The sequence below is a fragment of the Brachybacterium sp. GU-2 genome (assembly GCF_030866705.2).
GTDB lineage: Bacteria > Actinomycetota > Actinomycetes > Actinomycetales > Dermabacteraceae > Brachybacterium > Brachybacterium conglomeratum.
Genome location: NZ_CP133037.2, coordinates 2476344 through 2496481, shown reverse-complemented (window position 1 = coordinate 2496481; position 20138 = coordinate 2476344). Strand labels below are relative to the sequence as shown.

Annotated in this window: 21 protein-coding genes; 5 read left to right on the top strand and 16 right to left on the bottom strand. The window is 73.2% G+C overall.

The features are described 5' to 3' along the window. Window positions 1-189: 189 nt before the first annotated feature. Both RBL05_RS11400 and RBL05_RS11395 read left to right on the top strand, forming a co-directional pair. Window positions 190-735 carry a cupin domain-containing protein gene (locus RBL05_RS11400; protein WP_308739378.1) on the top strand — a complete coding sequence of 182 codons (546 nt, stop codon included), beginning with the start codon at window positions 190-192 and terminating at the stop codon, window positions 733-735. After that, window positions 732-1523, top strand: coding sequence for an IclR family transcriptional regulator (locus tag RBL05_RS11395; protein ID WP_308739379.1), 792 nt, complete (start codon window positions 732-734; stop codon window positions 1521-1523). Before RBL05_RS11400 ends, RBL05_RS11395 begins: the two co-directional genes overlap by 4 nt. 16 nt (window positions 1524-1539) lie before the next feature. On the opposite strand, the gene RBL05_RS11390 is transcribed toward RBL05_RS11395, so the two are convergent. The 11 genes from RBL05_RS11390 to RBL05_RS11340 all read right to left on the bottom strand — a co-directional run bounded on the left by RBL05_RS11390 (window position 1540) and on the right by RBL05_RS11340 (window position 11271). Beyond that, window positions 1540-2379 (bottom strand): SDR family oxidoreductase, encoded by an 840-nt coding sequence (locus RBL05_RS11390; RefSeq protein ID WP_308739380.1) that lies wholly within the window; start codon window positions 2377-2379, stop codon window positions 1540-1542. After that, window positions 2379-3329: an ABC transporter substrate-binding protein gene (locus RBL05_RS11385; RefSeq protein WP_308739381.1), complete on the bottom strand. Its 951-nt coding sequence runs from the start codon at window positions 3327-3329 to the stop codon at window positions 2379-2381. Before RBL05_RS11385 ends, RBL05_RS11390 begins: the two co-directional genes overlap by 1 nt. A 61-nt stretch (window positions 3330-3390) precedes the next feature. Further along, window positions 3391-4062 (bottom strand): ABC transporter permease, encoded by a 672-nt coding sequence (locus RBL05_RS11380; protein WP_308739382.1) that lies wholly within the window; start codon window positions 4060-4062, stop codon window positions 3391-3393. Further along, entirely contained in the window at window positions 4059-4709 is a 651-nt protein-coding gene (locus RBL05_RS11375; protein ID WP_308739383.1) for an ABC transporter permease, read from the bottom strand. Before RBL05_RS11375 ends, RBL05_RS11380 begins: the two co-directional genes overlap by 4 nt. Beyond that, a complete protein-coding gene (locus RBL05_RS11370; RefSeq protein ID WP_308739384.1) occupies window positions 4706-5572 on the bottom strand; it encodes an ABC transporter ATP-binding protein in 867 nt (288 codons plus the stop codon). Before RBL05_RS11370 ends, RBL05_RS11375 begins: the two co-directional genes overlap by 4 nt. Further along, complete coding sequence (locus RBL05_RS11365; protein ID WP_308739385.1) at window positions 5569-6498, bottom strand: class II glutamine amidotransferase; 930 nt, start codon at window positions 6496-6498, stop codon at window positions 5569-5571. Before RBL05_RS11365 ends, RBL05_RS11370 begins: the two co-directional genes overlap by 4 nt. 19 nt (window positions 6499-6517) lie before the next feature. Then, window positions 6518-7336 carry an amino acid ABC transporter permease gene (locus RBL05_RS11360; RefSeq protein WP_308739386.1) on the bottom strand — a complete coding sequence of 273 codons (819 nt, stop codon included), beginning with the start codon at window positions 7334-7336 and terminating at the stop codon, window positions 6518-6520. 154 nt (window positions 7337-7490) lie between these two features. Further along, window positions 7491-8189, bottom strand: coding sequence for an amino acid ABC transporter permease (locus RBL05_RS11355; protein WP_263311799.1), 699 nt, complete (start codon window positions 8187-8189; stop codon window positions 7491-7493). A 125-nt stretch (window positions 8190-8314) separates the two neighbouring features. Further along, a complete protein-coding gene (locus tag RBL05_RS11350; RefSeq protein ID WP_308739387.1) occupies window positions 8315-9304 on the bottom strand; it encodes a glutamate ABC transporter substrate-binding protein in 990 nt (329 codons plus the stop codon). A 77-nt stretch (window positions 9305-9381) separates the two neighbouring features. Beyond that, window positions 9382-10197 carry an amino acid ABC transporter ATP-binding protein gene (locus tag RBL05_RS11345; protein WP_308739388.1) on the bottom strand — a complete coding sequence of 272 codons (816 nt, stop codon included), beginning with the start codon at window positions 10195-10197 and terminating at the stop codon, window positions 9382-9384. Between the two features lie 273 nt (window positions 10198-10470). After that, the gene (locus RBL05_RS11340) at window positions 10471-11271 is read right to left on the bottom strand and encodes a hydroxymethylpyrimidine/phosphomethylpyrimidine kinase (RefSeq protein ID WP_308739389.1); all 801 of its coding nucleotides are present in this window, start codon (window positions 11269-11271) and stop codon (window positions 10471-10473) included. A 272-nt stretch (window positions 11272-11543) separates the two neighbouring features. On the opposite strand from RBL05_RS11340, the gene RBL05_RS11335 reads away from it, so the two are divergent. Both RBL05_RS11335 and RBL05_RS11330 read left to right on the top strand, forming a co-directional pair. After that, entirely contained in the window at window positions 11544-12125 is a 582-nt protein-coding gene (locus RBL05_RS11335; RefSeq protein ID WP_308739390.1) for a GtrA family protein, read from the top strand. A gap of 68 nt (window positions 12126-12193) precedes the next feature. Next, on the top strand, window positions 12194-13444 hold the full coding sequence (locus RBL05_RS11330; protein ID WP_308739391.1) for an aminotransferase class I/II-fold pyridoxal phosphate-dependent enzyme: 1251 nt from the start codon (window positions 12194-12196) through the stop codon (window positions 13442-13444). 187 nt (window positions 13445-13631) lie between these two features. On the opposite strand, the gene RBL05_RS11325 is transcribed toward RBL05_RS11330, so the two are convergent. The 5 genes from RBL05_RS11325 to RBL05_RS11305 form a co-directional block, all read right to left on the bottom strand. After that, a complete protein-coding gene (locus tag RBL05_RS11325; RefSeq protein WP_308739392.1) occupies window positions 13632-14612 on the bottom strand; it encodes a hypothetical protein in 981 nt (326 codons plus the stop codon). A gap of 299 nt (window positions 14613-14911) precedes the next feature. Continuing rightward, window positions 14912-17113, bottom strand: coding sequence for a 3-hydroxyacyl-CoA dehydrogenase NAD-binding domain-containing protein (locus RBL05_RS11320; RefSeq protein ID WP_308739393.1), 2202 nt, complete (start codon window positions 17111-17113; stop codon window positions 14912-14914). Between the two features lie 120 nt (window positions 17114-17233). Continuing rightward, window positions 17234-17473, bottom strand: coding sequence for a hypothetical protein (locus RBL05_RS11315; protein WP_308739394.1), 240 nt, complete (start codon window positions 17471-17473; stop codon window positions 17234-17236). A 214-nt stretch (window positions 17474-17687) separates the two neighbouring features. Continuing rightward, a complete protein-coding gene (locus tag RBL05_RS11310) occupies window positions 17688-18680 on the bottom strand; it encodes a hypothetical protein (protein WP_308739395.1) in 993 nt (330 codons plus the stop codon). Window positions 18681-18752: 72 nt separating this feature from the next. Then, entirely contained in the window at window positions 18753-18902 is a 150-nt protein-coding gene (locus RBL05_RS11305) for a hypothetical protein (RefSeq protein ID WP_156488549.1), read from the bottom strand. Between the two features lie 256 nt (window positions 18903-19158). Here RBL05_RS11305 and RBL05_RS11300 point away from each other — a divergent pair, with 256 nt between their 5' ends. Then, a complete protein-coding gene (locus RBL05_RS11300; RefSeq protein ID WP_259882754.1) occupies window positions 19159-20124 on the top strand; it encodes an aldo/keto reductase in 966 nt (321 codons plus the stop codon). The last annotated feature ends 14 nt before the right edge of the window (window positions 20125-20138 follow it).

Here is a 20138-nt window from a genome sequence, read left to right as displayed (position 1 = left end):
GGCGCCGACCCGACCCGACCCGACCCGACCCGACCCGACCCGACCCGACCCGAGCGGCATGATCGGTCATGGTCGATCACGGGCGCTGGGCGTGCCACTACGCCTACATAGGCGTACTGGTACGCCCTGAGCCGTCTCACGACCATCTTCACCGCCTGCCGGCCCGATCCCCGACCCCAGGAGCCCCGCATGAGCAGCCCGGAGACACCGCAGCACCGGCCCGCAGCCCCCGACCAGCCCGACGGGCCCGTCGAGCGGGCCGGCGAGCACGAATTCGCGCACACCCTGCACAAGGGGTCCGGCGACCTGCGCATCCGCCATCACTTCGCCCGCAGCTCGCAGCTGCCCGTCGCGCTGCAGACCTGGACCCTCGCCCCAGGCGCCTACGAGGGCATGCACGCCCATGACGAGCCGGCGCTCGAGGAGATCTACCTGGTCCTCTCCGGCCGGGCCCGCATCCGCCAGGACGGCGAGACGCATCTGCTGGGTCCCGGGGATGCGCTGCGCGCCCCTGCCGGCATCGAGCACGACCTGGCCTGCGAGGGCGACGAGCCGCTGCAGGTGCTCGTGGCATGGGGGCCGACGGGGCACTTCGACATGACCGCCTTCGGCTCGTACCGCAAGGCCCTCGCCGCACGCGACGCCGCTTCGGCCTCCCGCGACGAGCCCTCCACCGACACGGTCTCCCGCGGCGAGGCCCCTGGGGACGACAGCGCCGATAGGATTCGAGGATGACCAGCACCAACGAGCAGGAGCGCTCCGAGAGCGGCCGCGGCGCCTCCGTCATCGTCAACGTCCTGCGGATCATCCGCTGCTTCACCGTGGAGCATCCGCAGCAGGGCGTCACCGAGATCGCGGAGCAGGTCGGCCTGCACAAGTCGAGCGTCTCGCGGATCCTGTCGACCCTCGAGCAGGAGCGGGTGGTCGAGCGCGACGAGGCCTCCCGCCGCTACCGGCTGGGCCTGGGCCTGATCGCCGTGGCCGGGCCGCTGCTGGCGGAGCTCGACGTGCGCCGGGTCGCGCTCGAGGACCTGCAGGAGCTCGCCGAGCGCACCGGGGAGACCTCCGCGCTCGCGGTCTGGAACGGCGCGGCGTCGGTGACGGTGGAGCAGGTCCCGAGCCGACATCAGATCAAGCACACCTCGGTGCTCGGCAGCCACTACCGCACGGCGCTGAGCTCGACCGTGCAGGTGCTCCTGGCAGCCCTCGAGCCCGCCGAAGCGGAGGCCCTGGTCGTTGCCGGCACGATCCGGCTCGAGGAGGGCTGGGAGACCGGCGACTACATGGAGCGGCTCGCCCGGGTGCGGGAGCAGGGGTACGCGCTCAACGACCGCGAGACCTCCGAGGACGAGGTCTCCCTCGCCGCGCCGGTGCGCGACCACCGCGGGGAGGTCGCCGGCGCCGTGCTCCTCGCGGCGCCGTTCTACCGCGCCGGGGCCGAGCAGCTCCCGGAGCTCGCCGCCCGGACCCGTGCCGCGGCCGACGCGATCTCGCGCCGGCTCGGCGCGGTGAGCCCGGGCTGAGGAGCCCCTCCCCCGCTCACAGCGGGTCGGCGACCGCCTCCTCGAGGCCGAGCGGTGCCCGCCCCAGGACCTCCTGGACGTGCCCGGAGACGAGATCGAGCTCGCCGTCGCGGATCGCGGTGTAGGTGCTGATCCACGCCTCGACCTGCCAGTCCGGTGCGCCGTAGGGGGCACGGGAAGCACGGGCCTCGGCGGTCGACTCGTCGACGTACTCGTACTCCTCCCCCGTCGCGCGCGTCATCAGCAGCGCCGCCTCGGCGAGGCTGACCGCGACCGGGCCGGTCAGGTCCAGCGCCCGACCGGCGTAGGGGGCGGGGTCGCGCAGGATCCGGGCGGCGACCTCGGCCACGTCGCGTCGCGCGACAAAGGCGCAGCGTCCTGTGCCGCCCGGGCCGCGGATCACCCGGTCGTCCCCGGCGAAGTCGAGCAGCACGTCGGCGTAGAAGCTGTCGCGCAGGAACGTCCAGGCCATCCCCGAGCCGCGCAGCATCTCCTCGGTCGCGCCGTGGTCGCGGGCGAGGGTGAAGCCGGCGTCGTCGGACGCGCCGAGGAAGGACGTGTAGACCACGTGCCGCACCCCGGCCCGGGCCGCGGCGTCGATCGCGGTGCGGTGCTGGTCGAGCCGGTCGGCGGCCTCGCCGGCGGAGACCAGCAGCAGCGCGTCGGCCCCGTCGAAGGCGGCGGCGCAGGCGTCCGCGTCGCCGAACCCGGCCTGCGCCTGCTCGACGCCCTCGAGCGCGGGGAGGCGTTCGAGGCTCCGGCCGACCAGGCGCAGCGTGACCCCGGGGGCCCCGTGGAGCAGGCGGGCGACCTCGCCGCCCACCTTCCCGCTCGCGCCGGTGAGGACGATGCGCATCAGAGCAGGCCCTTCTCCGTCAGCCAGCCGGTGGCGATGTCGGCGCTGGAGGCCTGGTCCACGACGCTCTGCCGGTTCAGCTCGACGAGGTCGTCGGCGCTGAGCTCGGCGATCACGCCCTCGATCGCCTCGGCCGCCTGCTCGTCGATCTTCTCGGAGACGACGGGGACCACGTTCTGCGGCAGGATCATCGACTCGGGGTCCTCGAGCACCACCAGGTCGTTCTCGGCGATGGAGGGATCGGCGCTGTAGATGTCGGCGAGCTGGACGTCCCCGTCCAGGAGGGCCTGGACGGTCAGCGGGCCGCCGGAGTCCTCCACGGGCACCACCGCGATGTCCACGTCGTACACCGCCTTCGCGCCCTCGGGACCGTAGGGCCGCGTCTCGAACTCGCTGTTCGCGGCGATCTTCAGGTCCTCCTCGACGCCTGCGAGGTCGCCGATCGCGCTGAGGGAGTGCGTGGAGGCGAAGTCGGAGGTGGTGGTGTACGAGTCCTGGTCGGAGGCCTCGGCGAAGGACAGCACGCGCAGCCCCTCCGGCAGGGCCTCCTCGAGGGAGGAGCTGATCTCCTCGGGGCTCGCGGAGCCCGCGTCGGGCTGGTAGTGCTGCAGGAGGTTCCCGAGGTACTCAGGCAGCAGGTCCAGCGACCCGGCCTCGAGCTCGGGCATGTACACCTCGCGCTGGCCGATCTGGTACTGGCGGTCGACGGTGAATCCCGCCTTCTCGAGCACCTGCGCGAACAGCTCGGCGATGATCTCGTTGGAGTAGTAGGCCTGGGAGCCGATGGCGAGCGTGCCCGCGGGGGCCTCGCCGCCGCCGTCGGAGCCGGCGGCGCCGGAGCCGCCGTCCTCCTCGAAGGGGTCGGAGCTGCCGCAGGCCGCGGCGCCGAGGGCGAGCCCGCCCGCGCCGAGGGCGCCCAGCAGGTGACGACGGGTGCTGTGGATGCTCATGAGGGTTCTCCTGGGAGGTGAGGTCGGACGGAGCGTGCGGCGGGGAGGGAACAGTCGGGACTCATGCGGCGGCCGTCCCGCGCGGTGCGGTGGCGCGCTGGAGCAGCAGCAGGGCCAGGTCGAGCACGAGGGCGAGCACGATGACCAGCAGGGACCCGGCGATCATCTGCGGGTAGTCCTGCGAGCCGAGGCCCTGGAAGATGTACCGGCCCAGGCCGCCGCTGCCCACATAGGCGGCGAGCATGGCAGTGGCGACGACCTGCACGGTCGCGCCGCGCACCCCGCCCACCAGCAGCGGCATCCCCAGCGGGAGCTCGACCCGGGTGAGGATCTGCCATTCGGTCATGCCCTGGGCGCGGGCGGCGTCGACTGTCGCTGGATCTGCGGACTCGACGGCGGAGTAGGCCCCGGCCAGCAGCGACGGGATCGCCAGGATCACGAAGGAGAGCAGCGGCGCGGTGAGCCCGATCCCCACCAGCAGCGCGAACAGGGTCACCAGCCCCAGGGTGGGCAGGGCGCGGGCCACGCCCGCGGCGCCGACGGCGAGGCCCTTGAACCGGCCGGTGTGGCCGACGTACAGCCCGACGGGCACGGCGATCAGCGCCGCGACCAGCACGCCGAGTGCTGTGTAGCCGAGATGCTCGGCGGCACGGACGGGGATCCCGGACGGCCCGGTCCAGCGCGCCGGGTCGGAGAGCCACTCGAGGGCTCCGGCGAAGGGGTTCTCGTTCACGGCCTGCCCTCCTTCCGCCCGCGGTGCCAGGGCATCAGCAGGCGGCCCAGCAGCACCAGCAGCGCATCGATGAGCAGCGCGAGGGCGGCGGTCGCGACGACGCCGGCGGCGATCTCGGCGACGATCCCGCGCCGCACCCCGTCCACGAACAGCATCCCCAGGCTCGGCACGCCGAGCACACCGCCGACGGTGACCAGCGAGATCGTGCTGACCGCGACGACCCGCACCCCGCCCAGCAGCACCGGCCCGGCCAGCGGCAGCTCGACCCGCCAGAAGCGGGCGGCCGGGGCGAAGCCCTGGGCCGTCGCGGAGCCGAGCACGTCGCGGGAGACGGAGCGGAAGCCGTCGGAGGCGGTGGGGACCATGAGCGCGAGGCCGTAGAGGGTCAGGGCGACGACGATGTTCAGCGGACTGCGCACGCCGGTGCCGATCAAGCCCGGCAGCAGCACGAACAGCGGCAGGGACGGGATCGCGTACATCAGCCCGGAGGTGGTGGTCACGCCGGTGCGCAGCCAGCCGCGGGAGTTCGCGAGCTTCGCCAGCGGCAGGGAGAGCGCGAAGGCGAGCAGGATCGGCGGCAGCGCCTGGACCAGGTGCGCGCCGGTGTATCCCGCGATCACGTCGAGATTGTCGAGGACCCAGCTCACCGGGGCCGCTCCTGCCCGCGCTCGCCCTCGCGTCCCCCGTCGGCTGCGGGAGCGCCGGCGAGCACCCCGGCAGCGCGTCCGTCCGCGTCGACGACGACGTCGCGGCCGTCGACATGCTCGACGTGCAGGGTGCGGGTGCCGCGGTCGGCGCCGACGAAGCTGGCCACAAAGTCGTCGGCCGGGTCGGCGAGGATCTCCTGCGGGGTGCCGACCTGGGCGATCCGGCCGCCGGGGCGGAGGATCACGACGCGGTCGCCGATGCGGAAGGCCTCGTCGATGTCGTGGGTGACGAAGACGATCGTCTTGCGCAGCTCGCGCTGGAGGCGCTGCAGCTCGCTCTGCAGCTCCTCGCGCACGATCGGGTCGACGGCGCCGAAGGGCTCGTCCATGAGCAGGATGTTCGGGTCGGCGGCGAGGCCGCGGGCGACGCCGACGCGCTGCTGCTGGCCGCCGGAGAGCTGGGCCGGATAGCGGGAGGCGAGCTCCGGGTCGAGGCCCACGGTGTCCATGAGCTCGCGGGCCCGTTCGCGCGCGGCGCCCTTCGCGGTGCCGCGCAGCACGGGGACGGTGGTGATGTTGTCCAGCACGGTGCGATGGGGCAGCAGGCCCGAGGCCTGCATGACGTAGCCGATGGAGCGGCGCAGCGCCACGGGATCCATCCCCGCGACGTCCTCGCCGTCGATCGTGACGCGTCCAGAGGTGGGGTCGACCATCCGGTTGATCATGCGCATGAGGGTGGTCTTGCCGGAGCCGGAGGTGCCCACGAGCGCGACCGCCTCGTGGGAGGCGATCTCGAGGGTGAAGTCCTCGACTGCGAGCGTGCCGCCCGGATACTCCTTGCGGACGTTCTCGAAACCGATCACGGGGCCTCCCAGGGCGGTCGGGCCGACGAGCTGTCACTGCCGGAGGGACCAACCCTATCGAGTGGCCTGACGCGCGGGGTCGCGCCAGGCCGTTCGGTCCGCCGCGTCCACCGACCCAGCGGCGGATTCTCCTCGACGCGGAGGCTGCCGCGGTGCACGGTCAGCGCCGCCCCCTGTGTGAGGGTCGCGAAGCCCGCCTGCGGGTAGCCGGTCGAGGAGACGAGCACCCGGTCGTGGTCGGCGCGCCAGCGCAGGTCGTACACCTCCGCCGGCTGATCGGCCGGGGCCTGGGGCGGGTCGTGCTGGGCGAAGGCGACGAGCGTGCCGGGCGTGGTGAGCAGGCAGTTCAGCGACTCGGGCGGGCGGCCGAAGAGCTCCGTGGTCAGCGCGGTGAGCTCGGCGGCCGCGTGCTGGATCGCGGGCGCCCAGTCCGTCTGCCCCTCCCGCGGCGGGAGCTCGCCCGCCCAGGCGGTGATCAGCGCGAGGAACAGCTCGGAGTCGGTGGTGCCGAGCGGGGTGCGGCCGCCGCGGGCGAGGATCCGCTCGCGCAGCTCGTCGGAGAGGTCGAACTGGCCGTTGTGGCTGAAGGTCATCTCCCCCTCGACGAAGGGGTGGGTGTTCTCGGGGGTCAGCGCGAGGCCCACGCTCGCCCGACGCAGGTGCACCACGATCACCTCGCCGCGCGCCTCCGCGACCGCGTCCCCGTAGTCGTTCGAGGCGAGGGCGGTGTCGGTGCCGCGGCGCAGCAGCGGGAGCATCGGGGCGGGGTCGTCGCCCCCGTCGGCCCCCGAGCCCGCGGGGTAGGAGGCCACGCCCCAGCCGTCCTTGTGCCGCTCGGAGAGGGCCGTGAACAGCGGCAGCTCGTCGGGCACCGCCTCGGGCAGCGGGAGCGCGCCGCGGGAGACGACGCCGAGCAGACGGCACATGGGGCTACTCCTTCTGCGCTCAGCCCGCGGCCGCGCGGGCCTTCATCCGCGCGTCCAGCGCGAGAGCGATCCGGGTGAGCAGGAAGTTGATGACGATGTAGATCACCGAGACCACCAGGTAGGTCTGCACGAGATAGCGGGTGATCGACACGAGCGTCTTGCCCTGGAACTGCAGCTCGTTGTAGCTGACCACGTAGCCGAGCGTGGAGTCCTTCAGCAGCGTGACCAGGGCGAGGATGAGGCTCGGCAGCACCAGGCGCACCGCCTGCGGCAGGATCACGGAGGTCATCGCATCGCGGCGCGAGAGCCCGATCGCGGCGGCCGCCTCGTGCTGTCCGCGGTCCACGGCGTTGATCCCGGCGCGGAACACCTCGGCCGTGGTGGCGGAGGAGACGAGGATCATCGGGATCACCAGCATCCAGAACCGCGGGAAGGTCACGCCGAAGGCGGGCAGGGCCAGCAGGAACGCGTAGACCACCAGCAGCATCGGAATGCCGCGGTAGAACTCGATCCACACCGCTGCGAGCGTGCTCAGCACCCGGAAGCGGGACAGGCGCGCCAGGGCCAGCAGCAGGCCGAGCGGGAAGGCGACCACGGCGGCGAGCGCCGTGACCTTGAGGGTTCCCCACAGGCCCTGGCCGAGGAAGGCGAGGTAGTCCACCCGCAGGTAGACGATCCACTTGCCCGGATCGAGCTGGCCGTTGGACTGGAACTGCCACAGCGCCCCGGCGAGCAGCGCGAGGATCGCGACCACGCTGAGGACCGACAGCAGCAGGATGCGCCGACGACCCTTCGGACCGGGCGCGTCGAAGAGGACCTGGGTGGCGCTCGTGCTCATCAGCGCATCTCCTCCCGCTCGTTCCTCGCAGTTCGTCGACGCGCGGAACCCATCGAGCGCATCTCCTCCCGCTCGTTCCTCGCAGTTCGTCGACGCGCGGAACCCATCGAGCGCATCTCCTCCCGCTCGTTCCTCGCAGTTCGTCGACGCGCGATCATGCCTGGGCTCCTGCCGTCACGTCGAGCGCCTTGCTCGCGCGCGAGCGGTCGCGACCGCCCGGGGACACGGCCCGCTCGATCGCCCCGCCGATCGCCGCACCGCCGAGGGAGAGGACGAGATAGACGGCGCCGGCGATGAGGAACATCAGCACCGCCTGGGCGTAGCGGATGTTCAGCGTCTGCGTCACCCAGGTGACCTCCTGCACCGCGATCGCCGAGCACAGCGCCGAGCCGATCACGGTGCCGATGAATACGTTGACCAGCGGCTGCACCATGGACCGGAACGCCTGCGGCAGCACCACGTAGCGCAGCGTGCCGAAGAACCCGAGCCCGATCGATCGGGCCGCCTCGGCATGGCCGACGGGCACGGTGTTGATGCCCGAGCGCACGTTCTCGCACACGAACGCGGCCGACGAGAGCGTCAGTCCCAGCACGCCGCACCAGAAGTAGGGCAGGCGCAGCCCCACGTCCGGCAGGCCGAAGGAGATGAGGATCAGCAGGCTCAGCAGCGGGATGTTGCGGAAGATCTCGACGTACACGGTCGCCGCCCAGCGCAGCGGCGGGATCGGGCTGACCCTCGCCACCGCCATCACGGTGCCGACGACGAGCGCGAACACGTAGCCGAGCACCGTCAGGGCGACGGTCGTCCCGATGCCCTGCAGCAGCAGCGGGATGTTCTCGCGGATGGCGTCCATCTGGGGCCTCTCGGTGCGATCGGGGACTGGGGATCAGGGACGGCCGACGGGCCGGCGGCCTGCCTGCGGGCGGCTCATCGGCCGCCGGGCCGGCGGCCCGCCCGTCGGCCGGGCGGCTCAGCCGATCAGGAGGGGAGGTCGCCGGGGGTGGGCGGCTCGGGGGCCTCGGTGTCCATGACCTCGCCGATCGTGGCGGTCCACAGCTGTTCCCAGGCGCCGGAGTCGATGATCTCCTGCAGGAACGTGTTCACGAAGTCGACCGCGCCCTCGGCATCCTTCGCGAGGCCTACGCCGTAGGGGTCGTCGACGAAAGGCTCGCCCACGACGGTGACCTCGGGGTCCGCGGCGGAGTTGCCGAGCAGCACGCCCTGGTCGAGCACGTAGGCGTCGGCCCGGCCCTGCTTGAGCGCGGCGACGCAGGACTCGTTGTCCGGGAGGGTCTGGACGAGGGAGGCGTCGTAGTCCGGGATGAACTCCTCCGCGGCCTGGATGCCGGTCGAGTTCGCCTGGGTGACCACCTTCTTGCCGGTGAGGTCCTCGGGCCCGGAGATAGACTCCGCGTCCTCCGTGCGGACCTGGACCGCGGTGCCGGAGAGGTAGTAGGGGCCGGCGAAGTCGATGACCTCGAGGCGCTCGGGGGTGATCGAGTAGGTCGCGATCACGCAGTCCACGGTCCCGTTCTGCACCAGCGTCTCGCGGGTCTCGACGGTGGTGTCGATGTACTCGACCTTCTCCTCGCCGCCCTCGCCGAGGATGTACTTCGCCAGCAGCTGGGTGATGCCCGCGTCGAAGCCGGTGGGCTGCCCGCCGGTGGTCGAGGCGAGGGAGAAGACCTGGTTGGCGACGGTGCCGCCGCGGATCAGCTGGTCCTTCTCCTTGATCGCGGCGGCCCAGGCGCTGCCGGCGATCGCGTCGTCGGCGGCGACGGGGCCGGAGGCGATCACGTCGGCGAAGGCCGAGCCCTCGCCGCCGCCGTCGGAGCCGCCGTCCGCGCCGCCGCCGAGGTCGGGACCGTCACCGGTGTCGGAGGCGCAGGCGGCCAGGCCCACCAGGGGCAGGGCGGCCGCCGCGGCGACGACGGCCCGGCGGCGAGGGCGGAAGCTCGTGGGGTTCATGGGTCTCTCCGGTTTCTGCGTGCGCTCCGGACGGAGCGGGGGTCGGGGTGTGCGGGAGGGGGGTGCGGAGGTCGGGGTCAGTGCGCGAGGATCTTGGACAGGAAGGCCTTGGCGCGGTCGCTGCGGGGAGCGGTGAAGAACTGCTCGGGCTCGCCCTCCTCGACGATCTCGCCGGCGTCCATGTAGACCACGCGGTCGCAGACGTGGCGGGCGAAGCCCATCTCGTGGGTGACCACGAGCATCGTCATCCCTGCCTCCGCGAGCTCCGCCATGACGTCCAGGACCTCGTTGATCACCTCAGGGTCCAGGGCCGAGGTCGGCTCGTCGAAGAGCAGCGCCTTCGGCTTCATCGCCAGTGCGCGGGCGATCGCCACGCGCTGCTGCTGACCTCCGGACAGCGCCGTGGGCAGGGAGTTCGCCTTGTCGGCGAGGCCCACGCGCTCCAGCAGCTCCATCGCCTGCTGGTCCGCTTCGGCCTTGGGCACGCCGCGCACCTTTCGCGGGCCGAGGGTCACGTTGTCGATCGCCTTGAGGTGCGGGAAGAGGTTGAAGCTCTGGAACACCATGCCGACGTCGGCGCGCAGGCGGGTGAGCTCCCGGCCCTCCTCGGGCAGCCGCTCCCCGTCGATGGTGATCTCACCGGCGCTGATGGTCTCCAGCCGGTTCAGGCAGCGGCACAGGGTCGACTTGCCGGAGCCGGAGGCGCCGATCAGGGCGACGACCTCGCCGCGGTGGATGTCGAGGTCGATGCCCTTCAGCGCCTGGAAGTCGCCGAAGAGCTTGTCGACGCCGCGCACGGAGATCAGGGGCTCGCCGGTGCGGGGAGCCCCCTCGGGGCGGGTCGGGTCCTGACCCGCGACGTCGGCGTCGGGCGGCGTGGTGCGCTCGTTCATGCTCCGAGAATGCTTCCCCCGGCGACATCTGTCCACATGAGGGGAGCGCTGATCGGATGTCGGGATGCATTCGTGACCGTTCCGGGACCGTCTGCTGGACCTCTCCCACGGCTCCTCCGCCCGCTCCGGGCCCGTCTCCCCGCGCTGCGGCCGCGTATCACCACGCCGCAGCCGCGGCCGAGCGCCCTGTCGGTCACCCGACCCGAACTGCTCTGCCCGCCGCGGCCCGACGCGGCCCGGCGCGGCGATTCGCCTGCCCGGCCCCGGGACCCGTCAGCCCTGGTACTTGCCCTGGTAGACGGAGTCGAAGGGGGTGTGGCCCTTCTGGCGGTTCTCGATGGAGCTGGTGACCACGGCCTTCGCGGTCCGGGCCGCCTCGAGCGGGGTGGCGCCCTTGGCGAGCTCGGCGGTGACGGCGGCGGCGAGGGTGCAGCCGGCGCCGTTGACGCGCTCCTGGCCGATCTTTGGGCTGCGCAGCTCGACGGTCTGCTCGCCGTCGTAGAACACGTCCACCGCCTCCTCGCCCTCGAGCATGACCCCGCCCTTGGCCAGCACGATCACGTCGAAGGCATCGTGGATGCGCTTCGCGGCCTCGGCCAGCTCCTCGACCGTTTCGATGCTCTCCATGCCGGAGAGCGCCAGGGTCTCGAAGTGGTTGGGGGTGACGAAGGTGGCCAGCGGCAGGATCTTCGCCTTCAGCGCGTCGTCGGTGTCCTGGGCGAAGCCGCCCTCGTTGCCCTTGCAGATCAGCACCGGGTCGAGGACGACGTTCCTGAAGGAGCGCTCGGCGAGCGCGCCGGCGACGGTCTCGATCGTGGCGGGAGTGCCGAGCATGCCGATCTTCGTGGTGTCGATGTCGTGCACCGCGGTGCTCGCCTCGATCTGGTCGAGGATCAGCTGCGGCTCCAGCGGCACGAAGCGGTGGCTCCAGTCGTTCTTCGGGTCGAAGGAGACGATGCAGGTCAGCGCCGCAGCGCCGAAGGTGCCCAGCTGGTGGAAGGTCTTGATGTCCGCCTGGGCACCGGCACCTCCGGAGGCCTCGGAGCCGGCGATGGTCAGGGCGACGTGAGTCATGGGGGCCTTTCTCGTGGTGTGTGCGTCGGCGTCGCCGGAGCGGTCCGCGGCGCGGGGGCCGACGGGCTCCGCCTCGTGACGGGTGCCGTCCGGGGACGGGCGCCGTCGGGGCGACGTGACCGCGCGCTCCCAGGGCCGGCGCACCTCTCGGAGGCGCCTCCCGTCGCAGCGGTCGGTGCCGCGCGCTCCCAGGGCCGGGCGCCCCGTGAGGCGCCGCCGACCCGTCGCTGCGGCAGGTCCACGATGGTACCGGGTCCGGTACAGTGCCGGGCGTGCTGTCGCCGGACGAGACGACGGGGCGCAGCGCTCCGTCCACCACGCTCCGCGACACCTCCCTGTCCGAGGACGGGACGGCCGAGCACTCCCCCGCGAGGCCGGCCGGGACCCGCCGCACCCTCCGTGGCCGCGCCGGCGCGCTGGTCGACGATCACCTCCGCTCGACGCTGAAGTTCCTGGTCGTCGGCGGTCTGGTGTTCCTGCTGGACGCCGCGATGTACAACCTGCTGGTGTTCTGGCATCCCGCGCAGGGCTGGGGCGAGGGCATCATGCACGGCAGCCCGCTCACGGCGAAGGTGCTCACGATCGCGGTCGCCTCGTGCCTGACCTATCTGGGCAACCGGCTCTGGACCTTCGGGGACCGGCCCCGCCCGGACACGACCCGCTCGATCATGCTGTTCATCCTGGTCAACGTGATCGCGACGGGACTGCAGCTCGCCTGCCTCGCTTTCTCGCGGTACGTGCTGGGGCTGGACTCCCCGCTCGCGGACAACATCTCCGGCACCTTCATCGGCCAGATCGTCTCGACCTCCTTCCGCTACGTCACCTACGGGCGGCTGGTCTTCCCCCGCCGATGAGCATCGGGCCGCTCGTCACCCCGGCGATCGCTGCCGCACCGCTCCGCAGCTTTGAGAGACTCGGACCCATGAACTCCTCCGGTCCCTGGACCCGTGCCGCCGCCGCTGCCGGCCTGCTCGTGGGCGGGCAGGCCCGTCCCACCGTGTTCGCGCAGATGTCGGCGAAGGCCGCCGCGCACGACGCGCTGAACCTCGGGCAGGGCTATCCCGACGACGACCCGCCCGCGCTGGTCGCCGAGGCGGCGATCGACGCGATCCGTCGCGGCCGCAACCAGTACCCGCCGGGTGCGGGCGAGGCGGAGCTGCGCGAGGCCGTGGCCGAGCACCAGGCGAGCTGGTACGGACTGCGCTGGGACCCCGCCACGGAGGTGCTGGTCACGACCGGGGCGACGGAGGCGCTGGCCGCGACGATCCTGGCGCTGGTCGAGCCGGGCGACGAGGTGATCACCCTCGAGCCCTTCTACGACCAGTACGCGGCGCTGATCGCGCTCGCGGGCGGCGTGCACCGCACCGTCCCGATCACCTCCCGGCCGGGCTCCGCCACAGACACCGGCTCGGCGGCCGACGACGGGGACCTGGTGCTGGACGTGGACCGGGACGCGCTGCGCGCGGCGTTCTCCGAGCGCACCCGCCTGGTGCTCGTGAACACGCCGCACAACCCCACCGGACTGATGCTGTGGGTGGAGGCGCTGCAGACGATCGTCGAGGAGGCGGAGCGGCACGATGCGCTGATCGTCACCGACGAGGTCTACGAGCACCTCACCTTCGGCCCCGCCCATCTGCCGCCGGCGACGCTGCCCGGGGCGCAGGACCGCACGATCTCGATCTCCTCGGCAAGCAAGACCTTCGCCGTGACCGGGTGGAAGATCGGCTGGATCACGGCGCGGCCCGAGCTGATCACCGCGATCACCGGGGTCAAGCAGTGGCTGACCTACGCCTCGGGCGCCCCCTTCCAGCCCGCGGTCGCCGCCGGGCTGCGGATGGATCCGACGGTCTTCCACGACCTCGCCGCCGACCTGCGCGCACGACGCGACCTGCTCACCGACGGGCTGCGCCGGATCGGCTTCCGGGTGAGCGTGCCGGAGGCCGGATACTTCACCGTCGCCGACGCGGGCCCGCTCGGCGAGCGCGACGCCCGCGCCCTGGCCGCGCGCCTCCCCGAGGAGGCCGGGGTGGTCGCGATCCCGCTGTCGGCCTTCTACCGCGACGGCGAGGCGGGCGACGCCTCGTCCCATCTGCGGCTCGCCTTCTGCAAGTCGCGCGCGACGATCGAGCAGGCGATGGAGCGGCTCGAGAGCTGGGCGGCGCCCCGCCGCTGAGCGGTCGACGGCCCGGTGGGTCGACGCCGCCGACCCGGCCGCGCTCCGACGCCGGCCCGTGCTGACGGCGCTCCCGGCCCATCGTCCGGGCATGCGCGGCCGACGGTCCGGAGCCGTACGGCCGACGGCCCGCCTGCCGCCCGGAGAGCTCCGGGGGCGGGCGGGCCGTCGTGGTCGCGGGCGGGCCTCAGGAGGCCTTGACCCAGACGGGGTCGGCGCTGAAGTTCATCAGCGTCGAGACGGTGAAGCTGCCTGTCCTCGCCTGGTCCTCGGGGATGATGATCCCGTACTGCCACTCGCCGGTGTCGCCATCATGGAGCGTTCCGGTGTCGAGCCAGCTCTGCGGTGTCAGGGTGCCCTCGTCGCTGAAGGTGTCGCCGCTCTCGCCCACGTAGTCGGCCGTGAGGGCGAAGTAGCCCGGCTCCGCAGAGCCGTCACCGTGGTACGTCATCGACACGGGGACGAGGATGTAGGTCTCGCCCTCGCCGGGCTGCTCGTTGGCCGAACTGGCTTCCATGACCGCATCGGTCGCATCCCAGTCCACCTCTCCGATGACGACCTCGAGCGTGCCGCCGCTGCCATCGTCGAGCGTGAACTTCTCGCCGATCGCGTAGGGGGCGTCCTCGGTGCCCTTGCCGTCGGCGGCGGCCTCGGTCGCCTCCTCCGAGGTGGCCTCCTCGGTCGTGGCGTCCTCCTCGGTCGGCTCCTCGCCGTCCTCGGTGGTGGCCTGCTCCGAGGTGGTCCGGTCGTCCGTGGGCTCCCCGCCGTCGCGGGTGAACAGGAAGATGCCGCCGCCGACGAGGAGCACGATCAGGGCGAGCACCGCACAGCCCGCGCAGATGAGCAGCGGCGTCTTCGAGGACTTCTTCGGCGGTTCGGCGTGCTGGGCGTGAGGCTGCTGGCCGTCGGCCCCGAAGGCAGGCGCGGAGGCCGGCGCCTGGGCCCAGCCCTGCGGGTCCTGACCGTAGCCGGAGTTCGGCGAGGGCTGCCCGTAAGCACCGCTCGGCGAGCCCTGGCCGTACGCCTGCTGCCCGTACCCCTCCTCGCCGTAGCCCTGCTGCTGGCCATAGGGCTGTGGTCCCTGCCCGTAGCCGGCGTTCGCGGACTGCTGCCCGTACTGGTCATCGGACGGGGGCTGACCCCACGGGTTCTGCGGTGGCTGCGACATGGTCCGTTCCGGCGCCGACTCTGGCGCCGACCCCTCTCTGCTGGCGGGACGTGCTCTGCACGAACCCGCGCGGGCCCGTGCGCGTCATCGTAGAGCGCGTCCAGGCTCCGTTCAGCATCCGTCATGTCGCAGTCGGGTCACGATGCCGGGCGCAGCCGTTCCGCGCTCCCGTCGACGGTCACGCTGCGTCGTCCTCGCCGGCCGCACCCGTCGACGGGCCGGGCGGCCGCACCCCATGACGGGACGGGGCGACCGCGCACGTCGTCACCGTGCGTCGGCCGCCCCCGTCGGGACCGGGCTCAGCGCCCCGCGGTGAAGCGCTCCCCGTGGAAGGCGCTGCCGGTGGTGCGCTCGGAGGTGCCGGAGGCGTCGAGATAGGGGGTGATCCCGCCGCGGTGGCGGGGGAAGCCCGCGCCGAGGATCAGCGCGAGGTCCACCTGCTCGGGCTGCTCGACCACGCCCTCCTCGATCATCAGCTGGATCTCCTCGGCCAGGCCCGCCCGCACCTTCTCCAGCAGCGCCTCGCCGACCAGCGGCTCGATGCCGGCGGGGCGCTCGCGCTCGCCGAAGACCTGCGCGACCGTCGGGGAGACCGGCGGGTGCACGGAGGTGCGGCTGCGCTCGGTGAAGTGGACGCCGCCCTGCGCCATGACGCCGAGTCCGGGCGAGGCGTGGAAGCGGTCGCCGAGCTCCTCGCGCAGCACCTGGCCCACGTGGTCGGCGACGCCGAGCCCCACCAGGTCCAGCAGCTCGAAGGGTCGCATCGGCATGCCGAGCGCGTCGAGGGAGGCGTCGACCTCCGTCGGGTCCGCGCCGGCGTCGAGGGAGGCGAGCACGCCGCCGAGCACGCGGAAGAGCAGGCGGTTGACGATGAAGCCGGGCGCGTCGGCGCTGCGCACCGCGAACTTCCGCAGGCGGCGCACCACCTCGAGACCGGTGGCGAGAGTCTGCGCGTCGGTCTTCTCGGTGTGGATCACCTCGACCAGCGGCATCTTCGCGACGGGATTGAAGAAGTGCAGGCCGACGACCCGCTCGGGGCGGGCGAGGTCCTCGGCCATCTTCGACACGGAGAGCGAGGAGGTGTTGGTGACCAGCAGCGCGTCCTCGGCGAGGACGCCCTCGAGCTCGGCGAAGACGGACTTCTTGATCGCGAGCACCTCCGGCACCGCCTCGATCACGAGGTCGCAGCCGGCGAGCTCCTGCAGGTCGGTGGTGGCGGAGAGGTTCTCGGCGATCGCGGTCGCGGTCGGCTCGTCGAGATGTCCGCGGGCGGCGGTCTGGGCGATCACGTCGCGGGCGGCGGCCAGGCCCTTCTCGGCGATGGACTCGTCGAGGTCGCGCATCACGACGGGGACCTCCAGGCCGAGCGCGAGCTGCGCCGCGATCTGGGAGGCCATCAGCCCGGCGCCGGCGACGCCGACGCGCGTGATCTCCCGCGCGCCCTCGACCGGGGTGCGGCCGGGCTTGCCGCGGCGCAGCAGCTCGGCGGAGTAGAGGGACGCGGAGGCGGCATCGCTGCGGACGAGCTCGGCGAGCGCGTCGCCCTCGCGGGCCAGGGCGTCCTCGAGCGTGGAGCCGGGCAGCTGCTGCAGCAGGATCAGGGCGCGGCCGACGGCGGGGGCGCCCTGCGCCTCGAGCCGCTGCGCCCAGGCGCGGCGGGTCTCGGCGGGGCTGTGCGGGGCGTCGAGCGCGTCCAGCAGCTCCTCGGCCTCGGGCGAGTCGGCGGCGGGCAGGGCCGGGGCGCGGCCGCCCCAGGCGCCGGCCGCTTCGGCCGGGGCAGTCTCGCCGACGACGGCGGGGTCGACCACGTCGGTGTCGGTCTCGTCGACGTCGACGTGGGCGGCGACCAGGGCGGCGAACTGCTCGAGGGCCTCGTCGAGGTCGGCGGCGATCTCGTCGACGAGCCCGGCCTCCTGGGCCTTCTCGGCGGTGAGCTGGCGGTCGCGGGCGGGGTCCTCGAGGATCATCCGCACAGCGGTCTCCGCGCCGACGACGGACTGAAGCAGCGTCGTACCGCCCCAGCCGGGGAGGATGCCGAGGCTGGTCTCGGGCAGGCCGATGCCGCGCACGCCGGGGGCGGCGGTGCGCACGTCGGCCATGAGCGCGACCTCGAGGCCACCGCCGAGGGCGACGCCGTTGAGGTGGGCCAGGATCGGGACGGGGCTGGTGCGCACGCGGACCTGCAGGTCGTGGGCGGCGCGGGTCATCGCGCGGACGTTCTCGGCGGCAGTGGGGTCGGCGAACATCGACAGGTCGGCGCCGGCGAGGAAGGTGCGGCCGGTGCCGGTCAGGGCGATCGCACGGATCTCCCCGGCCTCGGCGCGGTCGAGCGCGGCGGCGATCGCGCCGGTGACGGCGTCGATGGAGCGGGGGCCGAGGGTCGCGGGGCGGCGCTCCTCGCCCTCTGGCGGGGCGAAGGTCAGAACAGCCACGGTGCCGAGTCCGGGATGCTCGCGATCCTCCGTGACGACTCGGGTGACGTGCTCGGTGTAGCTGCTCATCAGGGGCCTTTCGCGTTCTCGTCGTCGAGTGCCGCACAGTTGTCTGATACTGCGGGTTTCAGGTAGATCATGCCCCAGGTCGGGGCCGGGTGTCCACCGGGGCCGCTCCGTCCGACCGCCTCAGCTCGCGCGGAGCCAGATGCCCTCCTGGACATCGCCAGCGCGCTGGGTAAGCACGAAGTGCCCGCCGCCCTGGAGGTCCTCGGGAACCACGAAGGCCTGCTGGGAGAGGATCTCGTCGGTCGCGTCCCAGTCCACGGCGGTGATCCGCACGTCGACGCGGCCGCTGTCCTCGGTCGGCTCGAAGGAGGTGCGGGGGCGGTGTTCGGGCAGGGGCTGGGTGGGCGGCGTGGGCTGCATGTCGACTCCTCCTGCGGCGCGTCGCTCCGCGGCCGTCGCCGCCCCTCCCCCGGTGCGGTGCGCTGCCCCTGCGCGGGGCACCCTGACGCTAGCGCACGCGGCCCGCGACTTCCGTCCCGCCCATCCGTCCCACGCCCCTCCGGTCTGCGAGTCCCCGGCTCGCGGCCGACGCGCCGGCGCCCGGGCGGCCGGCGACCACCCGCCGACGGCGCGCTCAGGCGGTCGCGAAGTAGAGGACCTCTCCGCTGAACGTCTCGACCCCGAGCCGGAAGCTCTCCATCTCCGCCTCGGGCACCACGAAGGCGCTGTGGAAGCGGGCACTGGCCCCGTCGGCGAGCGGGGTGATGCGCTTCATCGGGTCAGGGACGAGGCCTTCGCCGACGTCCGGGAAGTAGGTGCGCGAGGACTCACCGGTCAGCCACAGCTCCTCGGCGGGCGCGAGATGCCCGGTCCCGTCGTAGCGCACCTCGTACTCGACCAGGACCAGGCGATAGCCCTCCTGGATGGCGCCCTCGCCGCTCGCGCCGGGCAGGGTCGCGTCGAGGTCGACCGCCAGCGGGGTGACGCTGAGCGTCCCGCCGGTCCAGACGCTCCAGGCGACGGAGTGCTCGCCGACGGTCGCGGGCCGGTCGTAGCCGCCGGTGCCGTCGGTGACCTCGCGCCCCTGCGAGTCGAGGACGGTGCCGGGCTCGCGCGGCTGCTCGGTCTGCGCGGGCGGGGCGGAGCGGGTGGCGGGCGCGGAGGGCGGCGCGGCCGACGGGTCCGCCGCCCCGCCGCCGAGCAGGTTCTGCCCGGCGCCCAGCACGAGGGCGACGATCGCGACGGCGGCCGCGCCCTGCACGGCGACCATGGCGAGGATGGCCCAGGCGGGCAGGCGGCCGTCGCGGCGCTCCTCGTCGGGTGTCTCCTCCGGGGCGTCGTCGGTGAAGGACGGCGCGCCGGAGGGGCCCTCGGCGGGAGCGTCGAAGAGGCCGTCGGGGATGCCGGAGGGCTCCTCGGAGGCCGCACCGGTCGCGTCGGGCTCGGCCCCCGTCCCGGACCAGGCGGAGACGTCGGCCGTGAGGTCGCGCGACGGGACGGCGCGTGCGCGCCGACGGGGAAGCGCGGGCAGCGCGGCGGGGGTGCGCGCGGACGGGTCGGAGGCGTCCGGCGCGTCGGCGCCGTCCTCCCAGTCGTAGTCGGAGGGCGTCCCCCGTCCCGTGCTCATGCCTCGAGCCTAGAGGACGGACACGACGGAGCGGCGGGGTCGCAGACCCTTGCCGACGACGGCGCGGAGGGCTCAGCCGAGCCAGGCGGTGACCAGCGCGTACGCTCCGATCGAGAGGAGCAGGATGATCCCGAGCAGCACCAGCGCGACGGCCCTCGGGGCCGGGCGACGGGATGCGCGGCGGTCTGGGTCCGGGCTGCTGGGGTCCTGGGCGTTCGGCACGTGCCGTGCTCCTTCCGGGGCTGGTCGAGGCCCGGCGGGGCGGGCACGGCCACGGTAGTCGACCTCCCCGGGGCAGGGCGGAGCGAGGAGAACCGCGTCGAGCTCCTCTCGCGCCTCGCCCGTCGGACGGGCTCTGTCGCCGGTCAGGGAGACTCGCTAGCGTGGTGGGCGCACCGGCCGGCCACCGCCGCGCCCGCAGCCTGAGAGCCGATGGGCGCGGACGGACCCGGCCCCACCCCGCCACGAGGAGTGCTCCATGACCTCTGCTCCGACCGCATCCCTGACCCGCCTGCCCCGCACCGACCTGGAGGTGCTCCCGCTGAACCTCGGCGGGAACACCTTCGGCTGGACCTCGGACCGCGAGACGTCCTTCGCCGTGCTGGACGCCTTCGTCGCCGCCGGCGGCAGCTTCATCGACACCGCCGACGTCTACGCCGCCTGGGCCGAGGGCAGCGAGGGCGGCGACTCCGAGACGGTGCTCGGCGAATGGTTCGAGGCGCGCGGGAATCGCAAGGAGATCGTGCTGGCCACCAAGGTCGGCGCGAAGCCGTCGCGCACGGGCCTGTCGGCCGCGAACGTCGAGGCGGCGCTGGACGAGTCGCTCGAGCGGCTGCGCACCGACCGCATCGACCTGTACTACGCCCACTACGACGACGAGGCGGTCTCGATCGAGGAGCAGGTGCGGATCGGCGACGGCCTGGTCCGCTCCGGCAGGGTGCGCCACCTGGGCCTGTCGAACTACTCGCCGGAGCGGATGCGGGAGTGGTTCGAGGTCGCGACCCGCGAGGGCCTCACCGTGCCGGTCGCTATCCAGCCGCACTACAACCTGCTGGCCCGCGCCGCGTACGAGAAGGACTACGCCCCGATCGCGCGCGAGTTCGACGCGGCCGTCATGCCCTACTTCTCGCTCGCCTCCGGCCTGCTGACCGGCAAGTACCGCACGAAGGAGGACCTCGAGGGCCGCGCCCGCAAGGGCATGGTCCAGGACCAGCTCACCGAGGACGCCCTGGCCGTGGTGGACGTGCTCACCGAGGTCGCCGCGACGCACGACGCGGAGCCGGCGTCCGTCGCGATCGCCTGGCTGCTGGCCAAGGGCACGACCGCCCCGATCGCCTCGGCGAGCACGCCCGAGCAGCTGCCCGCCCTCCTCGCAGGCACGAGTCTCGAGCTCTCCGCGCAGGACGTCGCCGCCCTGGACGAGGCCTCGGCGCCCTTCGCCTGAGCAGCGCCGGCGGC

Bases quoted from the DNA above. Each gene is read 5' to 3' on its own strand.
- RBL05_RS11400 (WP_308739378.1), top strand. From the start codon at position 190: ATGAGCAGCCCGGAGACACCGCAGCACCGGCCCGCAGCCCCCGACCAG.
- RBL05_RS11395 (WP_308739379.1), top strand. From the start codon at position 732: ATGACCAGCACCAACGAGCAGGAGCGCTCCGAGAGCGGCCGCGGCGCC.
- RBL05_RS11390 (WP_308739380.1), bottom strand. From the start codon at position 2,379: ATGCGCATCGTCCTCACCGGCGCGAGCGGGAAGGTGGGCGGCGAGGTC.
- RBL05_RS11385 (WP_308739381.1), bottom strand. From the start codon at position 3,329: ATGAGCATCCACAGCACCCGTCGTCACCTGCTGGGCGCCCTCGGCGCG.
- RBL05_RS11365 (WP_308739385.1), bottom strand. From the start codon at position 6,498: ATGTGCCGTCTGCTCGGCGTCGTCTCCCGCGGCGCGCTCCCGCTGCCC.
- RBL05_RS11360 (WP_308739386.1), bottom strand. From the start codon at position 7,336: ATGAGCACGAGCGCCACCCAGGTCCTCTTCGACGCGCCCGGTCCGAAG.
- RBL05_RS11355 (WP_263311799.1), bottom strand. From the start codon at position 8,189: ATGGACGCCATCCGCGAGAACATCCCGCTGCTGCTGCAGGGCATCGGG.
- RBL05_RS11350 (WP_308739387.1), bottom strand. From the start codon at position 9,304: ATGAACCCCACGAGCTTCCGCCCTCGCCGCCGGGCCGTCGTCGCCGCG.
- RBL05_RS11345 (WP_308739388.1), bottom strand. From the start codon at position 10,197: ATGAACGAGCGCACCACGCCGCCCGACGCCGACGTCGCGGGTCAGGAC.
- RBL05_RS11340 (WP_308739389.1), bottom strand. From the start codon at position 11,271: ATGACTCACGTCGCCCTGACCATCGCCGGCTCCGAGGCCTCCGGAGGT.
- RBL05_RS11330 (WP_308739391.1), top strand. From the start codon at position 12,194: ATGAACTCCTCCGGTCCCTGGACCCGTGCCGCCGCCGCTGCCGGCCTG.
- RBL05_RS11325 (WP_308739392.1), bottom strand. From the start codon at position 14,612: ATGTCGCAGCCACCGCAGAACCCGTGGGGTCAGCCCCCGTCCGATGAC.
- RBL05_RS11320 (WP_308739393.1), bottom strand. From the start codon at position 17,113: ATGAGCAGCTACACCGAGCACGTCACCCGAGTCGTCACGGAGGATCGC.
- RBL05_RS11315 (WP_308739394.1), bottom strand. From the start codon at position 17,473: ATGCAGCCCACGCCGCCCACCCAGCCCCTGCCCGAACACCGCCCCCGC.
- RBL05_RS11310 (WP_308739395.1), bottom strand. From the start codon at position 18,680: ATGAGCACGGGACGGGGGACGCCCTCCGACTACGACTGGGAGGACGGC.
- RBL05_RS11300 (WP_259882754.1), top strand. From the start codon at position 19,159: ATGACCTCTGCTCCGACCGCATCCCTGACCCGCCTGCCCCGCACCGAC.